This window comes from Bradyrhizobium sp. CCBAU 21365 (genome assembly GCF_015291305.1).
GTDB classification, from domain to species: domain Bacteria; phylum Pseudomonadota; class Alphaproteobacteria; order Rhizobiales; family Xanthobacteraceae; genus Bradyrhizobium; species Bradyrhizobium elkanii.
Genome location: NZ_CP030036.1, coordinates 2,048,368 through 2,066,609 on the forward strand (window position 1 = coordinate 2,048,368; position 18,242 = coordinate 2,066,609).

Below are 18,242 nucleotides of genomic sequence, written 5' to 3' on the forward strand. Positions count from 1 at the left end.
ACCAGCCATATCGCCCGTCATCGATTCGTAACACAAACCTCCGGACTCAAACTGCAATGGCAAGGAAACTAAGCATTCCGAGGCGGCTGTTCAAATACCGCGTGTTCAACAATCTCACGCTGGATATCATCATTGCCGATAATCTGTTCTATGCCGATCCAAGCACGTTCAACGATCCGCTCGATACACGGCCCTCGCTCAACACGGATCTTCCCACCCCAGACCTTGAACGTGCGTTGCGCAAGTTCGTCGAGCGCCGCGTCGGCGCGGAGATGAAAGCCGCCGCCAAAACCATTAGATAGTCGACCGTTAAGAAGCCGGATTGAGCTGAGCTGGAGAGTTGAGCGTGCGCCAGAGCGAGACCAACAATAGGCGCAAAAGTTCTCTGAACCAGGCGAGGATGCGACGGAGGTTGTGTCCGACGGCGGAGAGGACGACGTTTGCCGCATCGCCGGCGCGGCCCTTGAGGTAGCACCGGCCGAGGTGTCCTTCGGCTTTGAGGTGTCCGATGATGGGCTCAATGGCGGAGCGGCGGCGCAGCTCACGCTTGATGGCGCCGAAGACACCGCGCTTCTGGCCGGAGATGAAGACGCGACGGGGATTTTGCGCGTCGTGGCCGCGGTAGCCCTTGTCGACATAGGCCCGCTCGATCGCACAGCCGGTAAGTGTCTCGGTGCGGTCCATAACGTCCCGCAACGTGTGACCGTCGTAAGGGTTGTCGGGCAGCGACCTGGCATGCAGCACGAACAGGCCACCGGGGGCGCGGCGATTGTTGGTAACGATGGAGGCCTTCACGCCGAACTCGTAAGGCGCGGCGGCCTTGCCCTTGCCGATGCACTCCACCTCCGGGGCATGGAAAGAATAAAGCTTGAAGCCGCGCTGGCGCTGCTGCTGCGAGCGGATCTGCGTGGCCCGGCCAAGCGGGAGGGCGAACGCCTCCTCCAGCGTCGCCTGGCCTTCGATCTTGCGGCGGATGTCGCGGATGATCCTCCCCAGCCGGCTGCGCAGGATACGCAGCTGCCGCTGATGCCGGTTGAACTGTTTGGCATGAGCGTAACGGCCCGCCATCATCGCCGCGCTTTTGGCCACGCGACAATAGGATTGCCGCAGCCTGACCCCGTGTTTCCTCGCCAGGCGGTTCAGCCCCCGGATCGCTGCATGCAGCAGTTTGGCATCGGTCGGGAAGCTGATGGCCTTCGGTTGCACTGTGGTGTCGACCGTGACCCGCTTGAGGTCCTGGCTGCGTAACGCACCGGTCTCGTGCGCCACCCGAAGGCTCTCGGCCAACAACCGCTCCAGCTTGTCACCGAGCCGCTTGCGCCAATGGCTCAGGTCCGAGCGCTCGTGCGGGAAAACGTGCTGGAAAAATTCTTCGCCGGTGAAGAACTGGAAGTACGGATCGTGCACCCAGCGCTCGCACACCCCCTCATCGGACAGCCCGTAAATGTGCTTGAGCAACAGCAGCCCGATCATGAAGCGGGTCTCGATCCCCGGCCTGCCATTCTCGCTGTAGAGCGGGGCGATCTCGCTGTCGATCCAGTCCCAGTCGATCTTGCCGGCAAGCAGAACCAGCTCGTGCTTCATGTTGATGATCTGGTCCAGCCGTGCCCGGAACAGATCGTTCGATCCTGTCGTCTTGTGCTTCTTCGGCCGCATCGTCCCTCCGGTGCACCACAGAAGCACGGTTCACAGTGGACAGGAATCCACAAAACGAATTTGCAGGGTTTGCGGCCATCAAGCCTCAAATCCCTGCAATCTCAAACGCCATCAAATCCCAAAAACAGACTCCTGCTCAACCGCTTACAGGCTTGTTCACAGCCGACTAGATACAAAGGTCCGAAAACCCTGGATCACATCAGCCGGTTGAGCCGGTTGCAGGCTGATCAGGTCATTTCAGAGGTCAACTATAACGCCGGCGATCCAAGTTACGAGATGGCGGATCCTCATCAATATCTCCTTGGTCGCCAGCTCGAAAAAGAACTGCTGCTGCAATATGACAAGGGCATTGTATCTCTGGCTCAGCGCGTGACCTGCCCGCTGATGTGGAGCCACTATGGCGACCAGCATCGGGGTGTTTGCATTGGCTATTCGGTACCGCCCAATGCGCAACATGATCTCCATAAGGTCAAGTACGGCGGCAAGCGGCTTGTTGACGCCAGCAAGGTCCTGGCAATGCTCGATGGCGACAAGGATGCTGGTCTTCAGGTCGACGAGGCAGTTTTGTTGCGAAAAGCGGCGAGTTGGCGGTACGAGCAGGAATGGCGTTTGATCGGAGAGCGAGGTCTGCAGAATTCCCCGCTCGAGCTCGAAGAGATCATCTTCGGGATGCGTTGCACCGAGGCAGTGAAATATGCCGTCATCGCCGCCTTGGATGGCCGGAGCCGATCCGTGCGCTTCTATGAAATGTCCGAGCTCCACGGGACCTTCAATCTGAAAAAGTACCCATTGGACGAGGGAGAGATGAGGGCCTTTCTACCGAGGCGGTCTCGCGACACGGACGAAGCATTCGAGTCCGCCGCCTTTCCCGTCGCAGAGAAGTAGCCGCTGTGACGGTCGTCAGGGCGGCACCGGCCCGCGGCCGGTCACGCTCTACTCACAGGCACACGCCTGCGAGCGGAACCGCAAGAGCGTCTCCGCCCTTCGGGTGACGATCGTTGCCGCAAACATCTGCATAAGGGCAAGCGCAATGTGTCGCTCGCCGGAGGCACTCGCCCTCGGGCCCGCCGTCATCGCATGCCGGCGTCGCTATCACTGCCCTTCGGGTCGGGTGCCTTCTTAACCGGTCTCGCGACTGCACTCGGTCTCGGGTCCCGCCGCTGCGCGTCGGCGCTATGCTGACCCTCCTGCGGGTGCCTCTTTGATTCTCCCACTCTTGCGAACTGTCTTCACCTCTTCGGTGCTTCCTGCATGCTCACGGTCGAAATCTAAGGAGCACCGCCCCTCACAGGGGTAATCCGGGCGCTCATGGTCATCATGTCCACGGACGGCGCGCGGATCTCGGCATCTTTCAGTCGCACGGTTCTGGTCGTCCTGGATATTGTGCTGCGGTCGTCATGACGGTGCGGCCGGATCTTCCTTGACGCCGCGGGCGACGATCCGGAGGCTTCCGTCCGGAAGCGGCCGCTGTAGCTTCAGGGCCTCGTCTAAAGGAGCCGTCATCCAGGTCTCGACCTCGTCCGGCGTCGTCAGGATCACGGGCATCGCCTTCGGATGGATCGCGCCTACTTCGGCGTTCGGCTCCGTCGTCAGGAACGCGAAGATGTCGTTGGTCGTCTCGCCTTCCTTGACCTTCCTGACGGACGTCCAATTGGTCCAGATGCCGGCGAAGCAGGAGAGTGGGCGGGTCTCGTCGAGCGCGAACCAGATATCACCGCCCTCGGCCTTGTTGAACTCGCTGAAGGAGTTAAAGGGCACCACGCAGCGGCTTTCGGTCCCGAGCCATCGCGTCCAGTGCTTGCTTTTCACGTTGCGGATGTTGGTCGTGCCGCCGTCCGGCTCCATTCTGAGCAATTCCTTGAAATCCACCGTCTTGCCCTTGGCTTGCAGCTTCTCGGCTCGCTTCTTGGTGGCGTCCATCAGTGCCTTTGACGACGACGGCATCCCCCAGCGCGCCGTCGCGAGTTCGCGGCCCTCCGCCCCATTGCGCACGATCGGTGCCTGGTAGTCTGGAAAAACTCCCGGCATCGGCGCCAGGTTGCCAACGTATCGGTTCACGACACGAAACAGCGCGCTGATAGCCGCTTGGTTGGTCGTGATGGAATAGAGATTGCACATTGGTCAGGGTTCGGTTCGAGGGTGGCGCGGCTGCCACGTCAACTGTAACAGAGTCGCGGATGGACGCCGGCCGGCCTTGGCGCATTTGCGGCAGCGCAGCCGGCTGGCGAGATCGTGCACGAAGGTGGTCGGCGGGTGCTTCATCGCCGCGAGGTCCACGTCGCTTGGCGTCTTGCAGCGCGCGCACCTGATCTCCAGCCAGGGGAAGCCACCGTTCACGGCCTGATCGATGGTCGGCGACGGATCGATCGGTTCGCCGTCACTCCACATGCGCTCGTTCCAGCTTTCGCAAAGCAGCCTATCGGCTTGCTGGATCATCGCCTCGCCTTTGGCCCGCATCTCTGCCGATTGGGTAGCCAGGATGTTAGCCATCGCGCGTGCCTTGCCGAGCTCTTTCGCCAGAGCCTTGCGATCGCCGCCCGACAGGGGCGTAGGGTGATACTTCGGGGCCATCCGGACATCCAGGCGCAAAGAGATCGGATCGGCAAATGCTGAGCGACTACGGCGTCTCGAACGCTGGCCAGCACCCGTCTTCTTCATGCCTGCCGGTACGCTGCTGGCAGGTGTTGTCGAGCAATCGCTGCGCCACGTCCTTCCAAACTGCGTTGCGGCCATACAATCGGACAGCATCGGCCGTCTGGATTTCTAAGGTACGTTCGCAGCGGCGGCAGGAGACGCGGAGCACGTGGCGCTGAATTTCGGAAAGACACCGCTGCCGCATTTGAGCCCCGGTCGTGCCGGCGCGAGGGTCTCTGAGGACCGATTCCCAGTATTCGGCTGGAAGCGGCGCCTCTGGAGCCGCAGTGGAAGGGCTCGGCCTACGGGCGGCTTCGGCGGCCAGCTTTTCCATCTGCTTCGGGGTCGGCATGCGCCAGCTCGCGGGTCGGTCGGTCATGCCTGAATTAGAACATAACAAGAACAAATGTCGAGTCCGACCAGGGCAGCTGCTGAGAAAAATCCTCCTATCGAGCGGGCAGCGATGTCGGAACCAAGCCGGTTGGTTCGTCTTGAATCCGGCATCAGTAATGGAGTTCCCGCGATGGCCCCCCGCGCCAACTGGAAAGGCTTCTTGCGTCTCTCCCTCGTCACCTGTCCGGTCGCGCTCTATCCGGCCACCTCGGAATCCGAAAAAGTCTCCTTCAACCAGCTGAACCGAAAGACCGGCCATCGGATCAAGTACGCCAAGGTCGACGCCGACACCGGCGAGGAGGTCGACAACGAAGACATCGTCAAGGGCTACAAGGTCGATACTGACACCTTCATCGAGGTGACCAAGGAGGAGCTTGAGAACGTCGCGTTGGAATCGACGCGAACGATCGAGATCGACGAGTTCGTCGACCGCAGCGAGATTGATCCGCGATATCTCATTCGTCCTTACTACCTGCGTCCCGACGGTAAAGTCGGGCATGATGCGTTCGCCGTCATTCGGGAAACCATCCGCGAGATGAACAAGGTCGCAATCGGCCGTGTGGTGCTGACCAATCGCGAACATATCATCGCGCTCGAGCCGCTCGATAAGGGGCTGATGGGCACGCTGCTGCGCTATCCCTACGAAGTCCGTTCCGCGGACGAGTATTTCGATGGCATTCAGGATGTCAAAGTTACCAAGGACATGCTTGATCTCGCCAAGCACATCGTCAATCAGAAGGCGGGCCACTTCGAGCCGAACAAGTTCGAAGACCAGTACGAAACCGCCCTCATCGATCTCATCAATCAGAAGCGCGCGGGCAAGCCCATCACCGCGAAAGCGCGTCCTCGAGGTGAGAACGTCGTGGACCTGATGGACGCGTTGCGCAAGAGCATCGGACGAGAGGCGACGGCCCCGACTGAGGCGCCGAAGAAGCCGGCCAAGAAGCCGCGCAAGGCGGCCGCTGCGCAGAGGGAAATGCTGATGCCGATCACCGGCAAGAAAGCGGCCAAGGAGGGTGCGGCGAAAAAGCCCGCCGCGAAGCCGCAGCGAAAGTCGGCCTAGCCTATCGTGAAGCACCGGTCACGCCAGACGGTCACTCCTTCGTCATCCGCGCAGGCTCTGGCAGACCGTAAATCCCATCTCGACGAGGTCGCGTGAGACTATCGCGCTGACCGGCAGATAGGTGACAGCCGCGAGGCCGAACCAACGGCGCATAGAGCCGTCAACCTCGCGATTCGCAATGAGAGGGGACACTTTGCGCGCTGCAGGCCGCGCCACTGCGGAAGTTTATCAAGTTGCGTGATTTGCCCTGGGGGGAGTGTTTGGGCAGCGTAGTCTTTCAGCCTAATCAGTTTGGTTTTGGGAGAGAGGCGATCCATTGGGGGCGAGACGCAGCTATGGGTGCAGTGCACCGTCCGCAAAGTTTAACATGCTTGAATCCCCAAGCGGGCGAAACCGCGCTAGGATTAGATTTTCCCTTGGGGGGCTGCTATGTTCGACACGGCAACCACCGCGCTTTTGCGCGCGATTCTCGATGAAGTCTGTGAAAGCGTCTCGCACCGCGAGATCGGGGCACGTACCCACGTCGCGTCGAAAATCCTAGAGGCTGCGACGAGAGGCGAGATTTCTCCCGAAGGTCTCAAACAGGTTGGTCGCGACGCCCTCTCGCACGCGCCGACGATGTGGCGCTGATCGCGGGGCGGGCGTGAACTTTCAAGTCACCGTCCTGAAGATTTGGTAGCTTATCCGGACGGCTTTGCCGTGATGGAGGACCTCAAGAGGGATATGGCCATCCTGGCAACGAGTGGCCGCGACTGGGCGGACCGGACCAGGCGCCCTCGCGGCGAGAGTGCCCGATCTCGACATCTTCTCACAAGGATTGGTCAAACGGATAAGCGGAGGATGGAAGATCACGTCCAAAGGACGGGCGTTGCTCGAATTGATGGAAGCGCGGCCAACGGCCTTGGAAAGGGCCGAGGCGCCCCCAGTTTTGGAGACGAGTGCGACCTCGCCGGCGCCTGTTCCTCCGCTGCGGCAGCCCGCCGGATCGTGCCAAGCGACGGCGCGAAAGACGTCAACGTCGGCGCGAGGCGCGCGAACGGGCAAGAGCAAACGCCTCTTGAGGTAACGACTGAGGGAAGAAAAATCCGCCAAATGGGAGCAGCGGTTTGATAGTCCCGGACTGTCGATTTGCCTCCCCAGCCCCAAGCGTACCGCCGTTACCTTGTTTGCGGCCATGCCGGCCCCGATCTACTCGGGACGGCGACTGAGCACGGGTCCTTCTACCGAGCCGGCGAGCGACAATATGGCGAGGAAATGGAGGCCGAACCCGCGCGGAAGAGCTGGCCGGGTTCCTTTTGAAAGGGCGTTGCGCGGTCGGTGAGGCGAGCTACTTCAGACAATCGCCATAAAGTTCACTGACATGCTCCCCAACAGTCAATCTTCACGAAGGCCATAATGTCCCAGTACTCACTCGATGTATTGCGTCAGCGCTATGTCGTTGAGAAAAGACCGCTCGAGGCCAGCGTCGAGCAGATCTTGCGGGCCGACACCCGCGCCGGAGCGCGGGCCATTCTGGCTTCAATCGACAAACGCCGCTTCGAAAATAGGTCGGAAGGGCAGCGCCTCCGCAAGATGCTCCGCTTCGAGACCTCTCTGTGGGAAACAGGCCATCATGCCGTGGCAGGCGTGGATGAGGCCGGAATGAGCCCTCTCGCCGGGCCGGTCTCCGCTGGCGCCGTGATCCTGAAACCGGGCACGCGGATAGTCGGAATCGACGACTCGAAAAAACTCGACGCCGCGGCTCGCGAAGAACTCGCGAAGGAGATCAAGGAAAAGGCGGAGTGTTGGTCTGTGGCGTTCGTCGAGGTCGAGGAGATCGACGCGATCAACATCTATTGGGCGGGCATCCAGGCCATGCAGCGTGCGGTCCGGGGGCTAGGCTTGACGCCGCAGCACTTGCTGATCGATGCGAAGCGGTTGAAGGAAATCGATATTCCTCAGCAGGCCATCATCAAAGGCGACGCCAGGTCCGCCAGCATCGCGGCCGCCTCCATCCTCGCGAAAGTCGAGCGCGACGCCGTCATGCGGGCGCTGGACCTGCGACACCCCGGCTACGGCTTCGCGGATCACAAGGGCTACCCGGTGCCGGCTCATTATGAAGCGCTCGCCAGACTCGGCGCATGCGCCGCTCACCGGCGGTCGTTCGGACCGGTACGTAAGGCTCTCGGGTTGCCGCCCTTGCCGCCATGGCCTTCGGCATCTGAGCGCGACGCCGGCTGAACAGGTCTACGCTTCGTCTCGGCGGCGCTATTTTCGCGACCGCTTCTTTTCGCGTACGACGTTCTTCGCGTTTTTGTCCGACCGCAGCCCGAGATAGACCGGCTGGCGCAGCTCGCCGTTGCTGGTCCACTCCGCGAACTTCACTTCTGCGACCAACGCAGGACGCACCCAGGTCGTGACCTGCTCATCCTTCACCTTGGCAGGGAACGGTGACTTGGCGGTTTTGAGCTTCATGAGCCTGCCGTGAAGCTCTTCGAGAACTTGGTGGCTGAAGCCGGTGCCAACGTGGCCTATGTACCGCCATGCATCCCCTTCGCGTACCGCGAGGACGAGGGCGCCGAAGAAAGGCCGGGTTCGCCTCGGCGCCGTGAAGCCGGCGATCACGACCTCTTGTCGCTGCGCGGTCTTCACCTTCAGCCAGTCGGCGGTCCGGCGTCCGGACGCGTACGGGCTATCGGCGCGCTTGGCCATGATGCCTTCGAGATGTCTCCGCTCCGCATCTGCGAAGAACTTCGTTCCCTTGCCTTTGCGGTGGTTGCTGAACGCGACGAGCTTGTGGCGCGGAAGGATGGCCTTGAGCCGCTTCTTGCGCTCGAGGAGCGGCAGCGCACGCAGGTCCTCACCGTCTGCGAACATGAGGTCGAAGGCGCAATACAGGAGCTTCGCCTCATGGCGCAGCGCGTTTTGAAGCAACTGGAAATGCGAGACGCCGTCCTTTCCGATCGCGACGAGCTCCCCGTCGATCACGGCATCGCCCTTCACGCCCTCCAGCGCTTTGGCGACCTCGATATAGCTGCGGCTGATGATCTTGCCATTGCGGCTGTAGAGCGCAACCTTGCCTCGCCGGATTTTCGCGATCATCCGGAAGCCGTCATACTTGTCCTCGAAAACCCAGCCGGGATCGTCGAACGGCGCGTCGGTGAGCGTAGCGAGCATCGGCTGCAGGCGCTTGGGCAGGGTCGACGTCCGGCTCATTCGAGGCCAATCCTTAAGAGCACGTTGCGAAATGCGTGGACGTCCTTCAAGGATTAGGGAACGCTTCGGGGCCGCGTCGTGTTCCGCAGGCTCCGTGGCATGCGACGTTGACGCTCGATTGAGGAGGGCGGATCAGACCGATGGCGAGAAAACTGAAGACCTTTCAGACTTCGCTGGGCTTCTTCGATCTGGCGATCGCCGCTCCTTCCATGAAAGCGGCCCTCGAAGCCTGGGGCGCCAACAGCAATCTCTTCCACCAGGGCGCGGCGAAGGAAAGCGACGATCCGGACGTCATCGCTGCGGCCATGAAGAAGCCGGGCGTCGTTCTCAGGCGCCCGGTCGGATCCAGCCGATCCTTCAGCGAGCAAGCCGAACTGCCCTCCGATCTCGGCGGGGACAGAAGATCGACGAACGCCCCGCACAGATCGAGGGGCCAAATTGTGAAGAAGCCTTCCTCACGTCCCGTCGACAAGACGGCCGAGCGGAAGGCTGCGCTTGCCTACGAACGGGAGGAGAGGCGCCGGGAGAGTGAACGGGCGAGGGAGAAGGCCGCCAGGCAGAGAGAACGTGAGCGCCGTCAGCAGGCGGTCGACAAGGCGCAGGCTGCGCTGGACAAGGCGGAGCAGGAGCACGCGAAGCGGGCTGCCGCCATCCAGGCCGAGGTTGAGGCTCTCGCGAAGAGATCGCAAACCGAAGACGATCGTTGGAATAAGGAGAGGGAGCGATTGGAAGCTGCGCTGCAGCGTGCGCGGAGTTAGTTTCTTGGCAGTTCTTGCTCGGCGGCACCGAGGGAAGCCAAAGGGTTGCCGTCAAGCGATCATCGTTCGGGGGCTGTTGCGCGCGCTGCGGCTCGGTTCACCGTGGTGCGGTCCGCTCGGTCCTCGGGAGCGAGCTCCATGACCGCTTGATGCAGCTCGGCCGGAATCGTCAGCGGACTTTCGGGGGGCTTGTTCGCCCACTGCCAGAAGCGATCGAACGCATCCATCACAGGTCCTCCCGCAGGCCCCGGAAAAATGGGTGGCGAACCTTTCCCTCGGCCGACTTCGCGCGATACTCGATCTCGGCCAGAAGCTTGGGTTCGACCCAGATGCCCTTGTGACCGATGCGCTTGGTGTAAGGCTGGGTCTTTCGGATGAGGGGTCTAAGCCGTCTCTGCAGATCGGCGGCCGAGACCTTGTCGAAGCCGTGGTCGACCTTGCCAGCGTAGACCAGATCATCACCCTTGCGCCGGCCAACGTAGATGCCGTCCCACTTCGTCCCATCGAGTGCGAAGCCGGCAATGGTCAACGTCTCACGCTGTTCGCAGGTCTTTTTGACCCAATCATTCGTGCGTCCCGTTGGATAGGCCGCTGCCCCGGACCTTCGAGACGACGCCTTCGAGGCCGAGCTTGCAGGCGTGCGCGAACATCTCGCGGCCGTCTATCTCGAAGCTTTCGCTGAACTGGATGTCGGTGCCGCTTAGGATCTTCCTGAGTTCGGCTTTGCGCTGAAGGAGCGGTAGCTTCCGGATATCTCGGCCGTTCAGGTAGAGCAGATCGAACGCGACGAGCACGATGCTCTTCGATTTACCCTTGAGCTCGTTCTGCAGGACCGAGAAATCGGTCGTACCGTCGGCAGCCGGTACCACGATCTCGCCGTCCACCACCGCCGAGCTCGCCTTGATCCGCCAGGCATCGTGAGCGACCTTCTTGAAGCGATGCGTCCAATCGTGGCCGCGCCGGGTGAAGATCTTCGCCGTCTCGTTGGCCAGATGGACCTGAACACGGTAGCCGTCGAACTTGATTTCGTGAATCCAGCGCTCTCCGGATGGCACCTTCTCGATCGAGGTGGCCAGGGCCGGCTCGATGAAGCCGGGCAAAGGCGCCTTGACGCCAATATTCGCCGGTTTTTGACGCTGAAACGCCACTGAAGAACTCCACGCTACAGCCGATTCAAATTGGCACAGTTCGAATCGTTCCGGAACCGCGGAATCCTTGTTGCGTTGCCTCGACGCCACGAACAGGAGGTATCCATGGCGGCAGCAAAGAAGTCGAAGACGGCGCGCGGGCGAAAGCAGGACCGGGCTCGGGTGGCCGGCGGGCAGGACTACGAAGTGCAGTACGAGGCGAAGAAGACACGAAAGTCGGCGCCGGCGGTGAAGAAGGCTGTCAAAAAGGTCGGCAACGCGCGCAAGCGCGTGGAGAAACGGCTCGGCCGCTGAGGTCGGAGACGGGCTGGCGTCGAAGCTTAGCGCCAGTCCTCCTCGTCAGAGGGGCATTCTGGGCAGGTATCACCAATCGAGTCCAGCACGTCGCGAACCGCGGCCTCCGCTGCCTGAGGGGAGACGTCTGCTGGCGGGTGAAGACGCGCGATATCGAAGGCGCGCTCTCGTGCATGCGGATCGGCGCGGTCCTGCATCCAACCGTGCTCCTCGCACTCGCGGATGGCGCCCGCTTCCTGGAGCACGTCGATAGCCCATCCCCGCAGCGTCCGTATCGCCGGCCTTCGCTCAATGGTCATCAGCATTGAAGTAGACTCCGAATAAGACGAATCCTGTAACCGCTCGTTTGTTCCGGCTGCTAGCACAAGGCTGGGATTCCCAGTCAGCAGAGGGACAACGTTTTCCCCGTTCTGAGACCACTGTGAAAAATGCCAGGCGGTTCTCGCAGGGTTGCCTGCATCACGTGCACTCAGGTCTTTCAGTGTCTGCGCGTGCGGCCGGAGCCGCACCGGGCTCTCGTGAACCGAGCCGCGCAGCGTCTCGGCCGTGCGGCTTCGATCCCTCGCGCCAGAGCTTCGGTGCTCCTCGCCGGGGGCACGCGGGAAAGGGGCCCGCCGTCATGAAGTATGCCGGCGTCGCTATCACTGCCCCGTTCCCGGGTGCCCTTTTAACCGGTCTCGTCGCTGCACTCGGTCCCGCGTGCCGCCTTCGGCGTCGCTATGCTCACGCTCCTGCGGGTGCCATTTCTCTTTAAGGCGATGCGCCCTGGCGCACGCCTGGTCGGGCCTGCGGCCCTATGACCGAGCTCTAAGAGCGAGTCTCGTCGCGCATCGAGATCAAGTTCACAAAGAGATAGAAGGTAATCCCGTCCTGCCGCGCGGCGAACAGGATGGAAGTGGAGCGTCGACCATGATGAGAGGGCTACGCCGGGCTCGTGACGCAGGGAGGGCGTAGCCCGACCGGAGTTACGAGCCCGGCGTCGGCGCGATCCACAGCGGACCGCGCCGACTGGTGATCGCGGCCGGCTGGTTATGCAAGTGGTTCTTCCGCCAAGAGGAATCACTCGCGTGCCAGGCCGACACATTACCGATCACCAAATGAGGCTCTACATGAAGTACCGTCAGACCGATAGCCCGCCCGTGGCCGCCGCCAAGGCGTCGTTCAGCACCTCGACCGCTTACCGGATCGAGCAGGATCGACGCCTTCCGTCGCAGAAGAAGGCTCCTCGCGGCCGTCGCCGGCCAGATCCCTTGGCCCGCGTATTTGAGACAGAGATCGTGCCGATGCTGAAGGCCGCCCCCGGTGTGCGGCCGGTCACGATCTTCGAGGAGTTGCTCCGACGCCATCCTGAGCTCGGCGCCGGCATCCGTCGCACGCTGGAGCGCCGGATCCGGGCCTGGCGGGCGATCCACGGCGAGGAGCAGGAGGTCATCTTCCGGCAGACCCACGAACCCGGTCAGCGCGGCCTGTCCGACTTCACCGACATGGGCGAATTGGGTGTCACGATCGCGGGCGTGCCGCTCGACCATCGTCTCTATCACTTCCGGCTGGCCTATTCCGGGTTTGAGCACGCCCATGTCGTGCTCGGCGGTGAGAGCTTCATCGCTCTGGCCGAAGGCCTGCAGAATGCCTTGTGGTCACTCGGTGGAGCGCCACGGGAGCATCGCACCGACAGCCTGTCGGCCGCCTTTTGCAATCTCGACCGCGACGCCAAAGACGATCTGACGCGGCGATACGAAGACCTCTGTGCCCATTACGGCATGCGCCCCTCCCGCAACAATCGTGGCATCGCCCACGAGAACGGGGCGATCGAGAGTTCGCATGGCCATCTCAAGCGGGCGGTCGGCGACGCGCTGTTGCTGCGTGGCACCGCCGACTTCGACGATCTCGCTGCCTATCGTGGCTTCATCGATGAGATCGTCAGCCGCCGCAATGCCCGCAACGCCAAGCGGATCGACAGCGAACGTACCGCACTTCAGGATCTGCCGGACCGCCGCACGTCGGACTATGAAGAGGTGATCGTCCACGTGACATCGTCCGGCGGCTTCACCTTGCGCAAGGTGTTCTACACGGTGCCGTCGCGCTTGATCGGCCATCGGCTGCGGGTGCGCCTGTATGACGATCACCTCGACGTGTTTGTCGGCGGCACGCATCTCCTCACCTTGCCGCGCGGGCGGCCGCATCCCAATGGCAAGCACGATCAGGTCGTCGATTATCGGCACGTGATCCATTCCTTGCGGCGCAAGCCGATGGCGCTCCTCAACCTGGTCTACCGCGACCAGCTGTTCCCCCGGGAAGCTTACCGCCGAGCCTTCGACGTCTTGCGCAAACGCTTACCGGACAAGAAGGCCTGCCGGATCATGGTCGATCTCCTCGCACTCGCCCATGAGCGCGGTTGCGAGGCCGAACTCGCCGATCAGCTCACGGCCGACCTGAACGACGGCCGGCTGCCCGACCTCAACCGGCTACGTACTCACTTCGCCCCGGATCCCGCCCAGATGCCGAACGTCGTGGTGCGCCTCGCACCGCTCGCCACCTATGAATGCCTCATCGGTACTGCCGAGATCGGAGGTGCCGCATGAGCACAACCAACGTAGTCGACACCGCGCGCCTCAATCTGTTGCTCAACGAGCTGCGGCTGCCCGCCATCAAGGTGCTGTGGCCGCAATTTGCCGAGCAGTCCGATAAGGAAGGCTGGCCGGCGGCGCGCTTCCTCGCCACCATTGCAGAGCACGAGATCGCTGAACGCAGCCGTCGCCGCATCGAGCGCCATCTCGTCGAGGCGCGGCTGCCCACCGGAAAGACCTTTGACAGCTTCGACTTCGAAGCCGTACCGATGATCTCCAAGGCGCAAATGACCGCGCTCGCCGCCGGCGACGGCTGGTTGAACAAGGGCGCCAATCTGCTGCTGTTTGGTCCGCCCGGTGGCGGCAAGAGTCACTTGGCAGCAGCAATCGGCTTGGCTCTCATCGAGAACGGATGGCGCGTCCTCTTCACCCGCACCACCGATCTCGTGCAGAAGCTCCAGGTGGCGCGCCGCGAACTCAACCTCGAGGGTGCCATCAACCGCCTCGATCGCTTCGATCTCGTTATCCTTGACGATCTTGCCTATGTCACCAAGGACCAGGCCGAGACCAGTGTGCTGTTCGAGCTCATCAGCGCACGCTACGAGCGACGCTCTTTGCTGATCACCGCCAATCAGCCCTTTGGAGAATGGAACAAGGTCTTTCCGGACCCAGCTATGACCCTCGCGGCGATCGATCGCCTTGTTCACCACGCCACCATCGTCGAGATGAACGTCGAGAGCTATCGCAGGCGGACTGCCCTCGAGCGAAAGCGTGGTCCAGGGCGGCCACCGGAGCACGCGACACAAAAAACGCTCGCTTGATTGACGCTCCGCGACAATCAAAGCAAACAAAACTCTTGCGCGCGACAATCATCGCGGCGATCATCATCGCGCCGCGACACTGACTCGCCATCCTGATCGCCGCGCTCTTCCGACCCAGATCGTCGCGCTATACCGTCCGATGGTAAGAGCCAATATGCGATGCGGCGAAGTTTGTTGCCTTGAGCGGAAATCAACGTGCAAGTAACCGGCTATTGTTCACTTGGGAAACAGCTTGTCCCGAATGTAGCGGGACGTCGGCGTTAGCCTGATCCGTCGCGGCTTGCGCCAGACCGCCTTGTCGATCTCCTTTGTGTCACCAATCTTCAATTGGCCGGACGCTTTCTTAGCCACGAAAACAGCATCGCTCATCTTGCGCCCAGATCGGCGGTTCGTGCCCTTCACTTCCTTCCAGAGCTTCAACGGTCCGAGTTTGATTTTCGGAAGTTCTTCCGCAACCTCTCGACGAAGGCACGCCCTGTCACTCTCACCGGCACGCTTGCGGCCGCCCGGAAACATCCAGAGCCCGTCGCGACGGCGTCTGACAAGAAGCGCACGACCGTTCTTCGCAACGACAAGCTTTGAGGATTTCGCCATAACCCCTCAAATCGGTTTCACAATCCGAGATCTGTTTAGGCCGCTTGGGCCGCTAAGAGCAGTGACGCGGACCGCGTTCCTTCTCTTCACAAAAGGAACTATCACGATGTGGGGCCGAGCTTGCATGATCCTGAGCGATCTATCGCGCAAACGTTCGTATGTCTTGGAGAAAGATCTTTGAGCAGTTAAGTTTTGAACTGCTTCAAGGAAGAGCAAGCTGGCATCGGCGAGGCGTTCTCGGTTGGGCAAGCCGCTCGCCTCTCATTCGGCGATGGCGATAGATTTTCTCTATCTCTCGTATCGGACATGGTCTTCAGGTACTCTCGATGAGCAATTTGATCCGACTCCGCTACAACACAATGGCAGACGAAAGCCCGGGCGGGGAGTGGAAATGGCGCGTGATCTTGGAGAGAGATGGTGGATACGAGGAAGTTCTCGTAAAGAAGCTCTCGATTAACGTGCCTTCATTCTCTCAAGCAGACGAGATGCCTATTGTGGGACGCAAGTATCACATTGCTTGCTACGGCGAATTAACGATAAAAGACGGACACGGAACCATATGCAAACCCAGGTAAGGTCGCCTTGGTTCGGGCTGCTCTCCTTATCACTTATGTTTTCCGGTTTGGCTCCGGTACAGCGAAGGTCGCCGCGGTTACGCGGATCTGCTTACCGCACAGCCGCGCGGCGATGCTGTTCATGGTGGTCATCACGGCATATATCGGATTTGTGAAAACGTCTCATTTCGAGCCCCAGCCGGTGCCGTAATGGGCCCTGCTCCGAACAAGGTCTGATGACGGTAACTGTCCCTCATGGACGATGAGACAAAGACACGACTTTGAGTCGAACACATGGACTTCGATGCTCAAGGGACTTTCTGGCTAAGATGCAGGTCGGTCCAACAATGCGGAGATCACCCGCAATTAAACTGAATGACTGCCCAGGAACACCTTCACTCAAGCAAATTCAACTGCACACAGGTTCAGGCTGGCACGTATGACGTCGTCGGATAGACTGAGGACGATAAGGATCGTTCAATTATTTGTGCAATCCGTATGCTCTAAATAGAACGGCCCGCGGACACCCGCGCTGAACGTCTCGGCGGCGCCCAAAGCTTCAAGGAGGCGTGCTTTGGGGTCATTCCAGTCGCGTGTTGATCTCAGCGAGCCGAGCGCTATCGCATTACCGCATCCGCACGCATCGAACCCATGGACCGATTCTCCAACCTGGTAATCGTCCGAGATATGGAACAGCCGGGCGGCGTAGCCGACAAGGAACGTCCCGCCGTATTCAGCAGAATCCCTCGTCCTAGCAAAGCCGCCATACTTCATTCGAGCTCTCACGGCGTCGATGAAGTCGGTGACCATGTAAGTCATCACATCGACACCCACGCGCGGCCTGTTAGGATGGAAGCCAAACGCCAAAAGCTGTCCCATCCGGAATGAGCTGGTAAAGCCCATGACGAAATCACCGCTCCGGAATACCTTCCTGTCGTTGCGGACGACGAGAGAGTAGTTCGAGTCCAAACCGGCGCTATCGCCACCGATGTAAACAGTGCCTTTATTAACCAGTCCAACAATACACGTCATTGCGCCCCAATCTCCTCAGCTACGCTCCGGAAGCAAACTACGGTTCATCGTGAGAACGAATCAGGTCCCTTCTGACGCACTAAAGAACGACCTGATTTCATTTCAGTGGCTGGTCGACCACCGCGCCACGCCTTTGCATGTTCTACCTCATCATTCTAGATCAGAATCAGACGTGAAGTTTAATGAGGTCGTGCGCGTGAAATGACGGGGTCAATGGCGTTATCGTGTACAACGATGGACTTACCAGAAGTCACGACGGCCTTTGCAACGGCTCCCCTCGACTGGCAGTTCAGCATCGCCACCTTTGCGCTGCAGTCTGCTATTTAGACCGACACCCCGGTCTACATCGGTTCCATAGTTTCGCCGCACGGCGATCTCCGGGCTGACTTTGCATTTGCAGCGACGCAGGTCCGCTCAGAAGATAATCGTGGATGATGAGGTCCTGAACAAAGCAAGCAACGTACCAATCTGAATACGCATGTTTAAAGAAATTCGTAGAAGTTCGTCGCGTCAAAATCAAAAATAGCTCGCGATGTCGCCTCATCGCCCATCACCGACATGCCCTGGTCGCCCGGCGATGACTGGTTTTAGTGGTAAAGCGAACACGGCGAATTATGAGTAGGCGCCCTAGCGCCGATACAGATCCGGCTTGAATTCTTGCGGCGAGGGCGGGACAAAGCCGTGATCGTCGGGTTTGCAACAGACCGGACGCGGCATCCTGACAGTGCGAAGCGCATGCAGGCGTGTGGTCTTTGTATGGCTGAGCCGGATTCACCTCCCGGAGCCAGCGGGTATCATTGCAGAAGCTGCAGCGCGGTGAGGTAATGATGGATCCTCCCCGACACCATGAAAGAGCTGAATGTCGCCCCTTACCTTCGGCAGTTGACAAGATTACTCGATTTCGACGAACAGCTTCGGCGCAACCTAGATCGCCTCATGCTCGATGCGTTTGGTGTGGGCCTGGGTCTTGCGGATCAGCGGCGTCAGTAGTTTGTGGAGATCGGTGGCCGAGGCCTTGTCGAAGCCGTGGTCGACCTTGCCGGCGTAGAACATCTCGTCACCCGTACGCTGGCCAACATAAATGTCGCCACATTCATTGCCGTCCAGCGCAAAGCTCTCAATGATGCGTGAGCATATCGCCTGCACGCGGACTCTCTGAGTCAATTCTGTGCATGTCGGCTTTTACAACCCGATCGTGTGGGCGGATTAGGTCCTTCGAGATGAGATTTGCATCCCGCCTCGAGCAAAACGAGTGGCGCAGTCGATCGCTTCCGAGCCGACCTAAGGATGATGAGAAAGCCCAAGAAGAAGCTTGAGTGGCACGAGGCCGCGTACAAGACGGGACCGTCGCCCGACCCGCCTGGGGGAATACTGTGGAAGTTTGAGTCGGACCGAGAACAAACCTTGGTATAGGCTTTGTAGCCCATGCGATATCACCCGCTTACCTTTGTAGAGTTGAGCATCTGCCAGGTTGTCCATACTTTCGATTTCAAAGCTGAATCATTCGATCGAACGGGTCGAAGCCTTGAACTG

Annotated in this window: 19 protein-coding genes and 2 pseudogenes; 10 read left to right on the top strand and 11 right to left on the bottom strand. The window is 60.6% G+C overall.

The annotated features are described in order from the left end of the window. The first annotated feature begins 101 nt into the window (after positions 1-101). Positions 102-302: a hypothetical protein gene (locus tag XI02_RS09685; protein ID WP_179077353.1), complete on the top strand. Its 201-nt coding sequence runs from the start codon at positions 102-104 to the stop codon at positions 300-302. A 7-nt stretch (positions 303-309) separates the two neighbouring features. Here the strand turns inward: XI02_RS09685 and XI02_RS09690 are convergent, their stop codons facing one another. Continuing rightward, complete coding sequence (locus XI02_RS09690; protein WP_028343449.1) at positions 310-1,656, bottom strand: IS5 family transposase; 1,347 nt, start codon at positions 1,654-1,656, stop codon at positions 310-312. 207 nt (positions 1,657-1,863) lie between these two features. Here XI02_RS09690 and XI02_RS09695 point away from each other — a divergent pair, with 207 nt between their 5' ends. After that, positions 1,864-2,541 (top strand): DUF2971 domain-containing protein, encoded by a 678-nt coding sequence (locus XI02_RS09695; protein ID WP_244435986.1) that lies wholly within the window; start codon positions 1,864-1,866, stop codon positions 2,539-2,541. A gap of 510 nt (positions 2,542-3,051) precedes the next feature. Here the strand turns inward: XI02_RS09695 and XI02_RS09700 are convergent. Genes XI02_RS09700 through XI02_RS09710 form a run of 3 tightly spaced genes read right to left on the bottom strand, consistent with a single transcriptional unit; the run spans position 3,052 to position 4,669 of the window. Further along, the gene (locus XI02_RS09700; protein ID WP_028343450.1) at positions 3,052-3,774 is read right to left on the bottom strand and encodes an SOS response-associated peptidase; all 723 of its coding nucleotides are present in this window, start codon (positions 3,772-3,774) and stop codon (positions 3,052-3,054) included. 3 nt (positions 3,775-3,777) lie between these two features. Next, positions 3,778-4,227: a hypothetical protein gene (locus XI02_RS09705; protein WP_016839810.1), complete on the bottom strand. Its 450-nt coding sequence runs from the start codon at positions 4,225-4,227 to the stop codon at positions 3,778-3,780. Positions 4,228-4,273: 46 nt separating this feature from the next. Further along, positions 4,274-4,669: a hypothetical protein gene (locus XI02_RS09710; protein ID WP_016839811.1), complete on the bottom strand. Its 396-nt coding sequence runs from the start codon at positions 4,667-4,669 to the stop codon at positions 4,274-4,276. A gap of 144 nt (positions 4,670-4,813) precedes the next feature. Here XI02_RS09710 and XI02_RS09715 point away from each other — a divergent pair, with 144 nt between their 5' ends. From XI02_RS09715 to XI02_RS09725, 4 genes and pseudogenes are all read left to right on the top strand, one after another. Continuing rightward, positions 4,814-5,746 (top strand): Ku protein, encoded by a 933-nt coding sequence (locus XI02_RS09715; protein ID WP_038380139.1) that lies wholly within the window; start codon positions 4,814-4,816, stop codon positions 5,744-5,746. A gap of 429 nt (positions 5,747-6,175) precedes the next feature. Beyond that, positions 6,176-6,376, top strand: coding sequence for a hypothetical protein (locus XI02_RS09720; RefSeq protein ID WP_016839814.1), 201 nt, complete (start codon positions 6,176-6,178; stop codon positions 6,374-6,376). A gap of 13 nt (positions 6,377-6,389) precedes the next feature. Further along, a pseudogene (locus XI02_RS45190) lies at positions 6,390-6,807 on the top strand (hypothetical protein). A 334-nt stretch (positions 6,808-7,141) separates the two neighbouring features. Further along, the gene (locus XI02_RS09725) at positions 7,142-7,966 is read left to right on the top strand and encodes a ribonuclease HII (RefSeq protein WP_028343453.1); all 825 of its coding nucleotides are present in this window, start codon (positions 7,142-7,144) and stop codon (positions 7,964-7,966) included. Positions 7,967-7,993: 27 nt separating this feature from the next. Here the strand turns inward: XI02_RS09725 and ligD (XI02_RS09730) are convergent, their stop codons facing one another. After that, entirely contained in the window at positions 7,994-8,941 is a 948-nt protein-coding gene (gene ligD, locus XI02_RS09730) for a non-homologous end-joining DNA ligase (RefSeq protein WP_028343454.1), read from the bottom strand. A gap of 140 nt (positions 8,942-9,081) precedes the next feature. Here ligD (XI02_RS09730) and XI02_RS09735 point away from each other — a divergent pair, with 140 nt between their 5' ends. After that, positions 9,082-9,699, top strand: a complete 618-nt coding sequence (locus XI02_RS09735) for a cell envelope integrity/translocation protein TolA (protein ID WP_016848277.1) — start codon at positions 9,082-9,084, stop codon at positions 9,697-9,699. A gap of 59 nt (positions 9,700-9,758) precedes the next feature. Here the strand turns inward: XI02_RS09735 and XI02_RS09740 are convergent, their stop codons facing one another. Further along, the gene (locus XI02_RS09740) at positions 9,759-9,926 is read right to left on the bottom strand and encodes a hypothetical protein (RefSeq protein WP_016848276.1); all 168 of its coding nucleotides are present in this window, start codon (positions 9,924-9,926) and stop codon (positions 9,759-9,761) included. Beyond that, a pseudogene (gene ligD, locus XI02_RS09745) lies at positions 9,926-10,847 on the bottom strand (non-homologous end-joining DNA ligase). Before ligD (XI02_RS09745) ends, XI02_RS09740 begins: the two are co-directional and overlap by 1 nt. 105 nt (positions 10,848-10,952) lie before the next feature. On the opposite strand from ligD (XI02_RS09745), the gene XI02_RS09750 reads away from it, so the two are divergent. Beyond that, complete coding sequence (locus XI02_RS09750) at positions 10,953-11,141, top strand: DUF3606 domain-containing protein (protein WP_016848274.1); 189 nt, start codon at positions 10,953-10,955, stop codon at positions 11,139-11,141. 26 nt (positions 11,142-11,167) lie between these two features. On the opposite strand, the gene XI02_RS09755 is transcribed toward XI02_RS09750, so the two are convergent. Further along, complete coding sequence (locus tag XI02_RS09755) at positions 11,168-11,446, bottom strand: hypothetical protein (RefSeq protein ID WP_028343457.1); 279 nt, start codon at positions 11,444-11,446, stop codon at positions 11,168-11,170. 726 nt (positions 11,447-12,172) lie between these two features. On the opposite strand from XI02_RS09755, the gene istA reads away from it, so the two are divergent. Next, a complete protein-coding gene (istA, locus tag XI02_RS09760) occupies positions 12,173-13,723 on the top strand; it encodes an IS21-like element ISBj11 family transposase (protein ID WP_080586188.1) in 1,551 nt (516 codons plus the stop codon). Beyond that, a complete protein-coding gene (istB, locus tag XI02_RS09765) occupies positions 13,720-14,529 on the top strand; it encodes an IS21-like element ISBj11 family helper ATPase IstB (RefSeq protein ID WP_016842034.1) in 810 nt (269 codons plus the stop codon). Before istA ends, istB begins: the two co-directional genes overlap by 4 nt. 216 nt (positions 14,530-14,745) lie before the next feature. Here istB and XI02_RS09770 read toward each other — a convergent pair whose 3' ends face one another. The 3 genes from XI02_RS09770 to XI02_RS09780 form a co-directional block, all read right to left on the bottom strand. Next, complete coding sequence (locus XI02_RS09770) at positions 14,746-15,123, bottom strand: NUDIX hydrolase (RefSeq protein ID WP_016848005.1); 378 nt, start codon at positions 15,121-15,123, stop codon at positions 14,746-14,748. 1,031 nt (positions 15,124-16,154) lie between these two features. Next, the gene (locus tag XI02_RS09775) at positions 16,155-16,709 is read right to left on the bottom strand and encodes a hypothetical protein (RefSeq protein WP_016848004.1); all 555 of its coding nucleotides are present in this window, start codon (positions 16,707-16,709) and stop codon (positions 16,155-16,157) included. 924 nt (positions 16,710-17,633) lie between these two features. Beyond that, on the bottom strand, positions 17,634-17,855 hold the full coding sequence (locus tag XI02_RS09780; RefSeq protein ID WP_016848002.1) for a hypothetical protein: 222 nt from the start codon (positions 17,853-17,855) through the stop codon (positions 17,634-17,636). Positions 17,856-18,242 lie beyond the last annotated feature (387 nt).

Bases quoted from the DNA above. Each gene is read 5' to 3' on its own strand.
- XI02_RS09690 (WP_028343449.1), bottom strand. From the start codon at position 1,656: ATGCGGCCGAAGAAGCACAAGACGACAGGATCGAACGATCTGTTCCGG.
- XI02_RS09700 (WP_028343450.1), bottom strand. From the start codon at position 3,774: ATGTGCAATCTCTATTCCATCACGACCAACCAAGCGGCTATCAGCGCG.
- XI02_RS09705 (WP_016839810.1), bottom strand. From the start codon at position 4,227: ATGGCCCCGAAGTATCACCCTACGCCCCTGTCGGGCGGCGATCGCAAG.
- XI02_RS09710 (WP_016839811.1), bottom strand. From the start codon at position 4,669: ATGACCGACCGACCCGCGAGCTGGCGCATGCCGACCCCGAAGCAGATG.
- XI02_RS09715 (WP_038380139.1), top strand. From the start codon at position 4,814: ATGGCCCCCCGCGCCAACTGGAAAGGCTTCTTGCGTCTCTCCCTCGTC.
- XI02_RS09720 (WP_016839814.1), top strand. From the start codon at position 6,176: ATGTTCGACACGGCAACCACCGCGCTTTTGCGCGCGATTCTCGATGAA.
- XI02_RS09725 (WP_028343453.1), top strand. From the start codon at position 7,142: ATGTCCCAGTACTCACTCGATGTATTGCGTCAGCGCTATGTCGTTGAG.
- ligD (WP_028343454.1), bottom strand. From the start codon at position 8,941: ATGAGCCGGACGTCGACCCTGCCCAAGCGCCTGCAGCCGATGCTCGCT.
- XI02_RS09735 (WP_016848277.1), top strand. From the start codon at position 9,082: ATGGCGAGAAAACTGAAGACCTTTCAGACTTCGCTGGGCTTCTTCGAT.
- XI02_RS09740 (WP_016848276.1), bottom strand. From the start codon at position 9,926: ATGGATGCGTTCGATCGCTTCTGGCAGTGGGCGAACAAGCCCCCCGAA.
- XI02_RS09750 (WP_016848274.1), top strand. From the start codon at position 10,953: ATGGCGGCAGCAAAGAAGTCGAAGACGGCGCGCGGGCGAAAGCAGGAC.
- XI02_RS09755 (WP_028343457.1), bottom strand. From the start codon at position 11,446: ATGCTGATGACCATTGAGCGAAGGCCGGCGATACGGACGCTGCGGGGA.
- istA (WP_080586188.1), top strand. From the start codon at position 12,173: ATGCAAGTGGTTCTTCCGCCAAGAGGAATCACTCGCGTGCCAGGCCGA.
- istB (WP_016842034.1), top strand. From the start codon at position 13,720: ATGAGCACAACCAACGTAGTCGACACCGCGCGCCTCAATCTGTTGCTC.
- XI02_RS09770 (WP_016848005.1), bottom strand. From the start codon at position 15,123: ATGGCGAAATCCTCAAAGCTTGTCGTTGCGAAGAACGGTCGTGCGCTT.
- XI02_RS09775 (WP_016848004.1), bottom strand. From the start codon at position 16,709: ATGACGTGTATTGTTGGACTGGTTAATAAAGGCACTGTTTACATCGGT.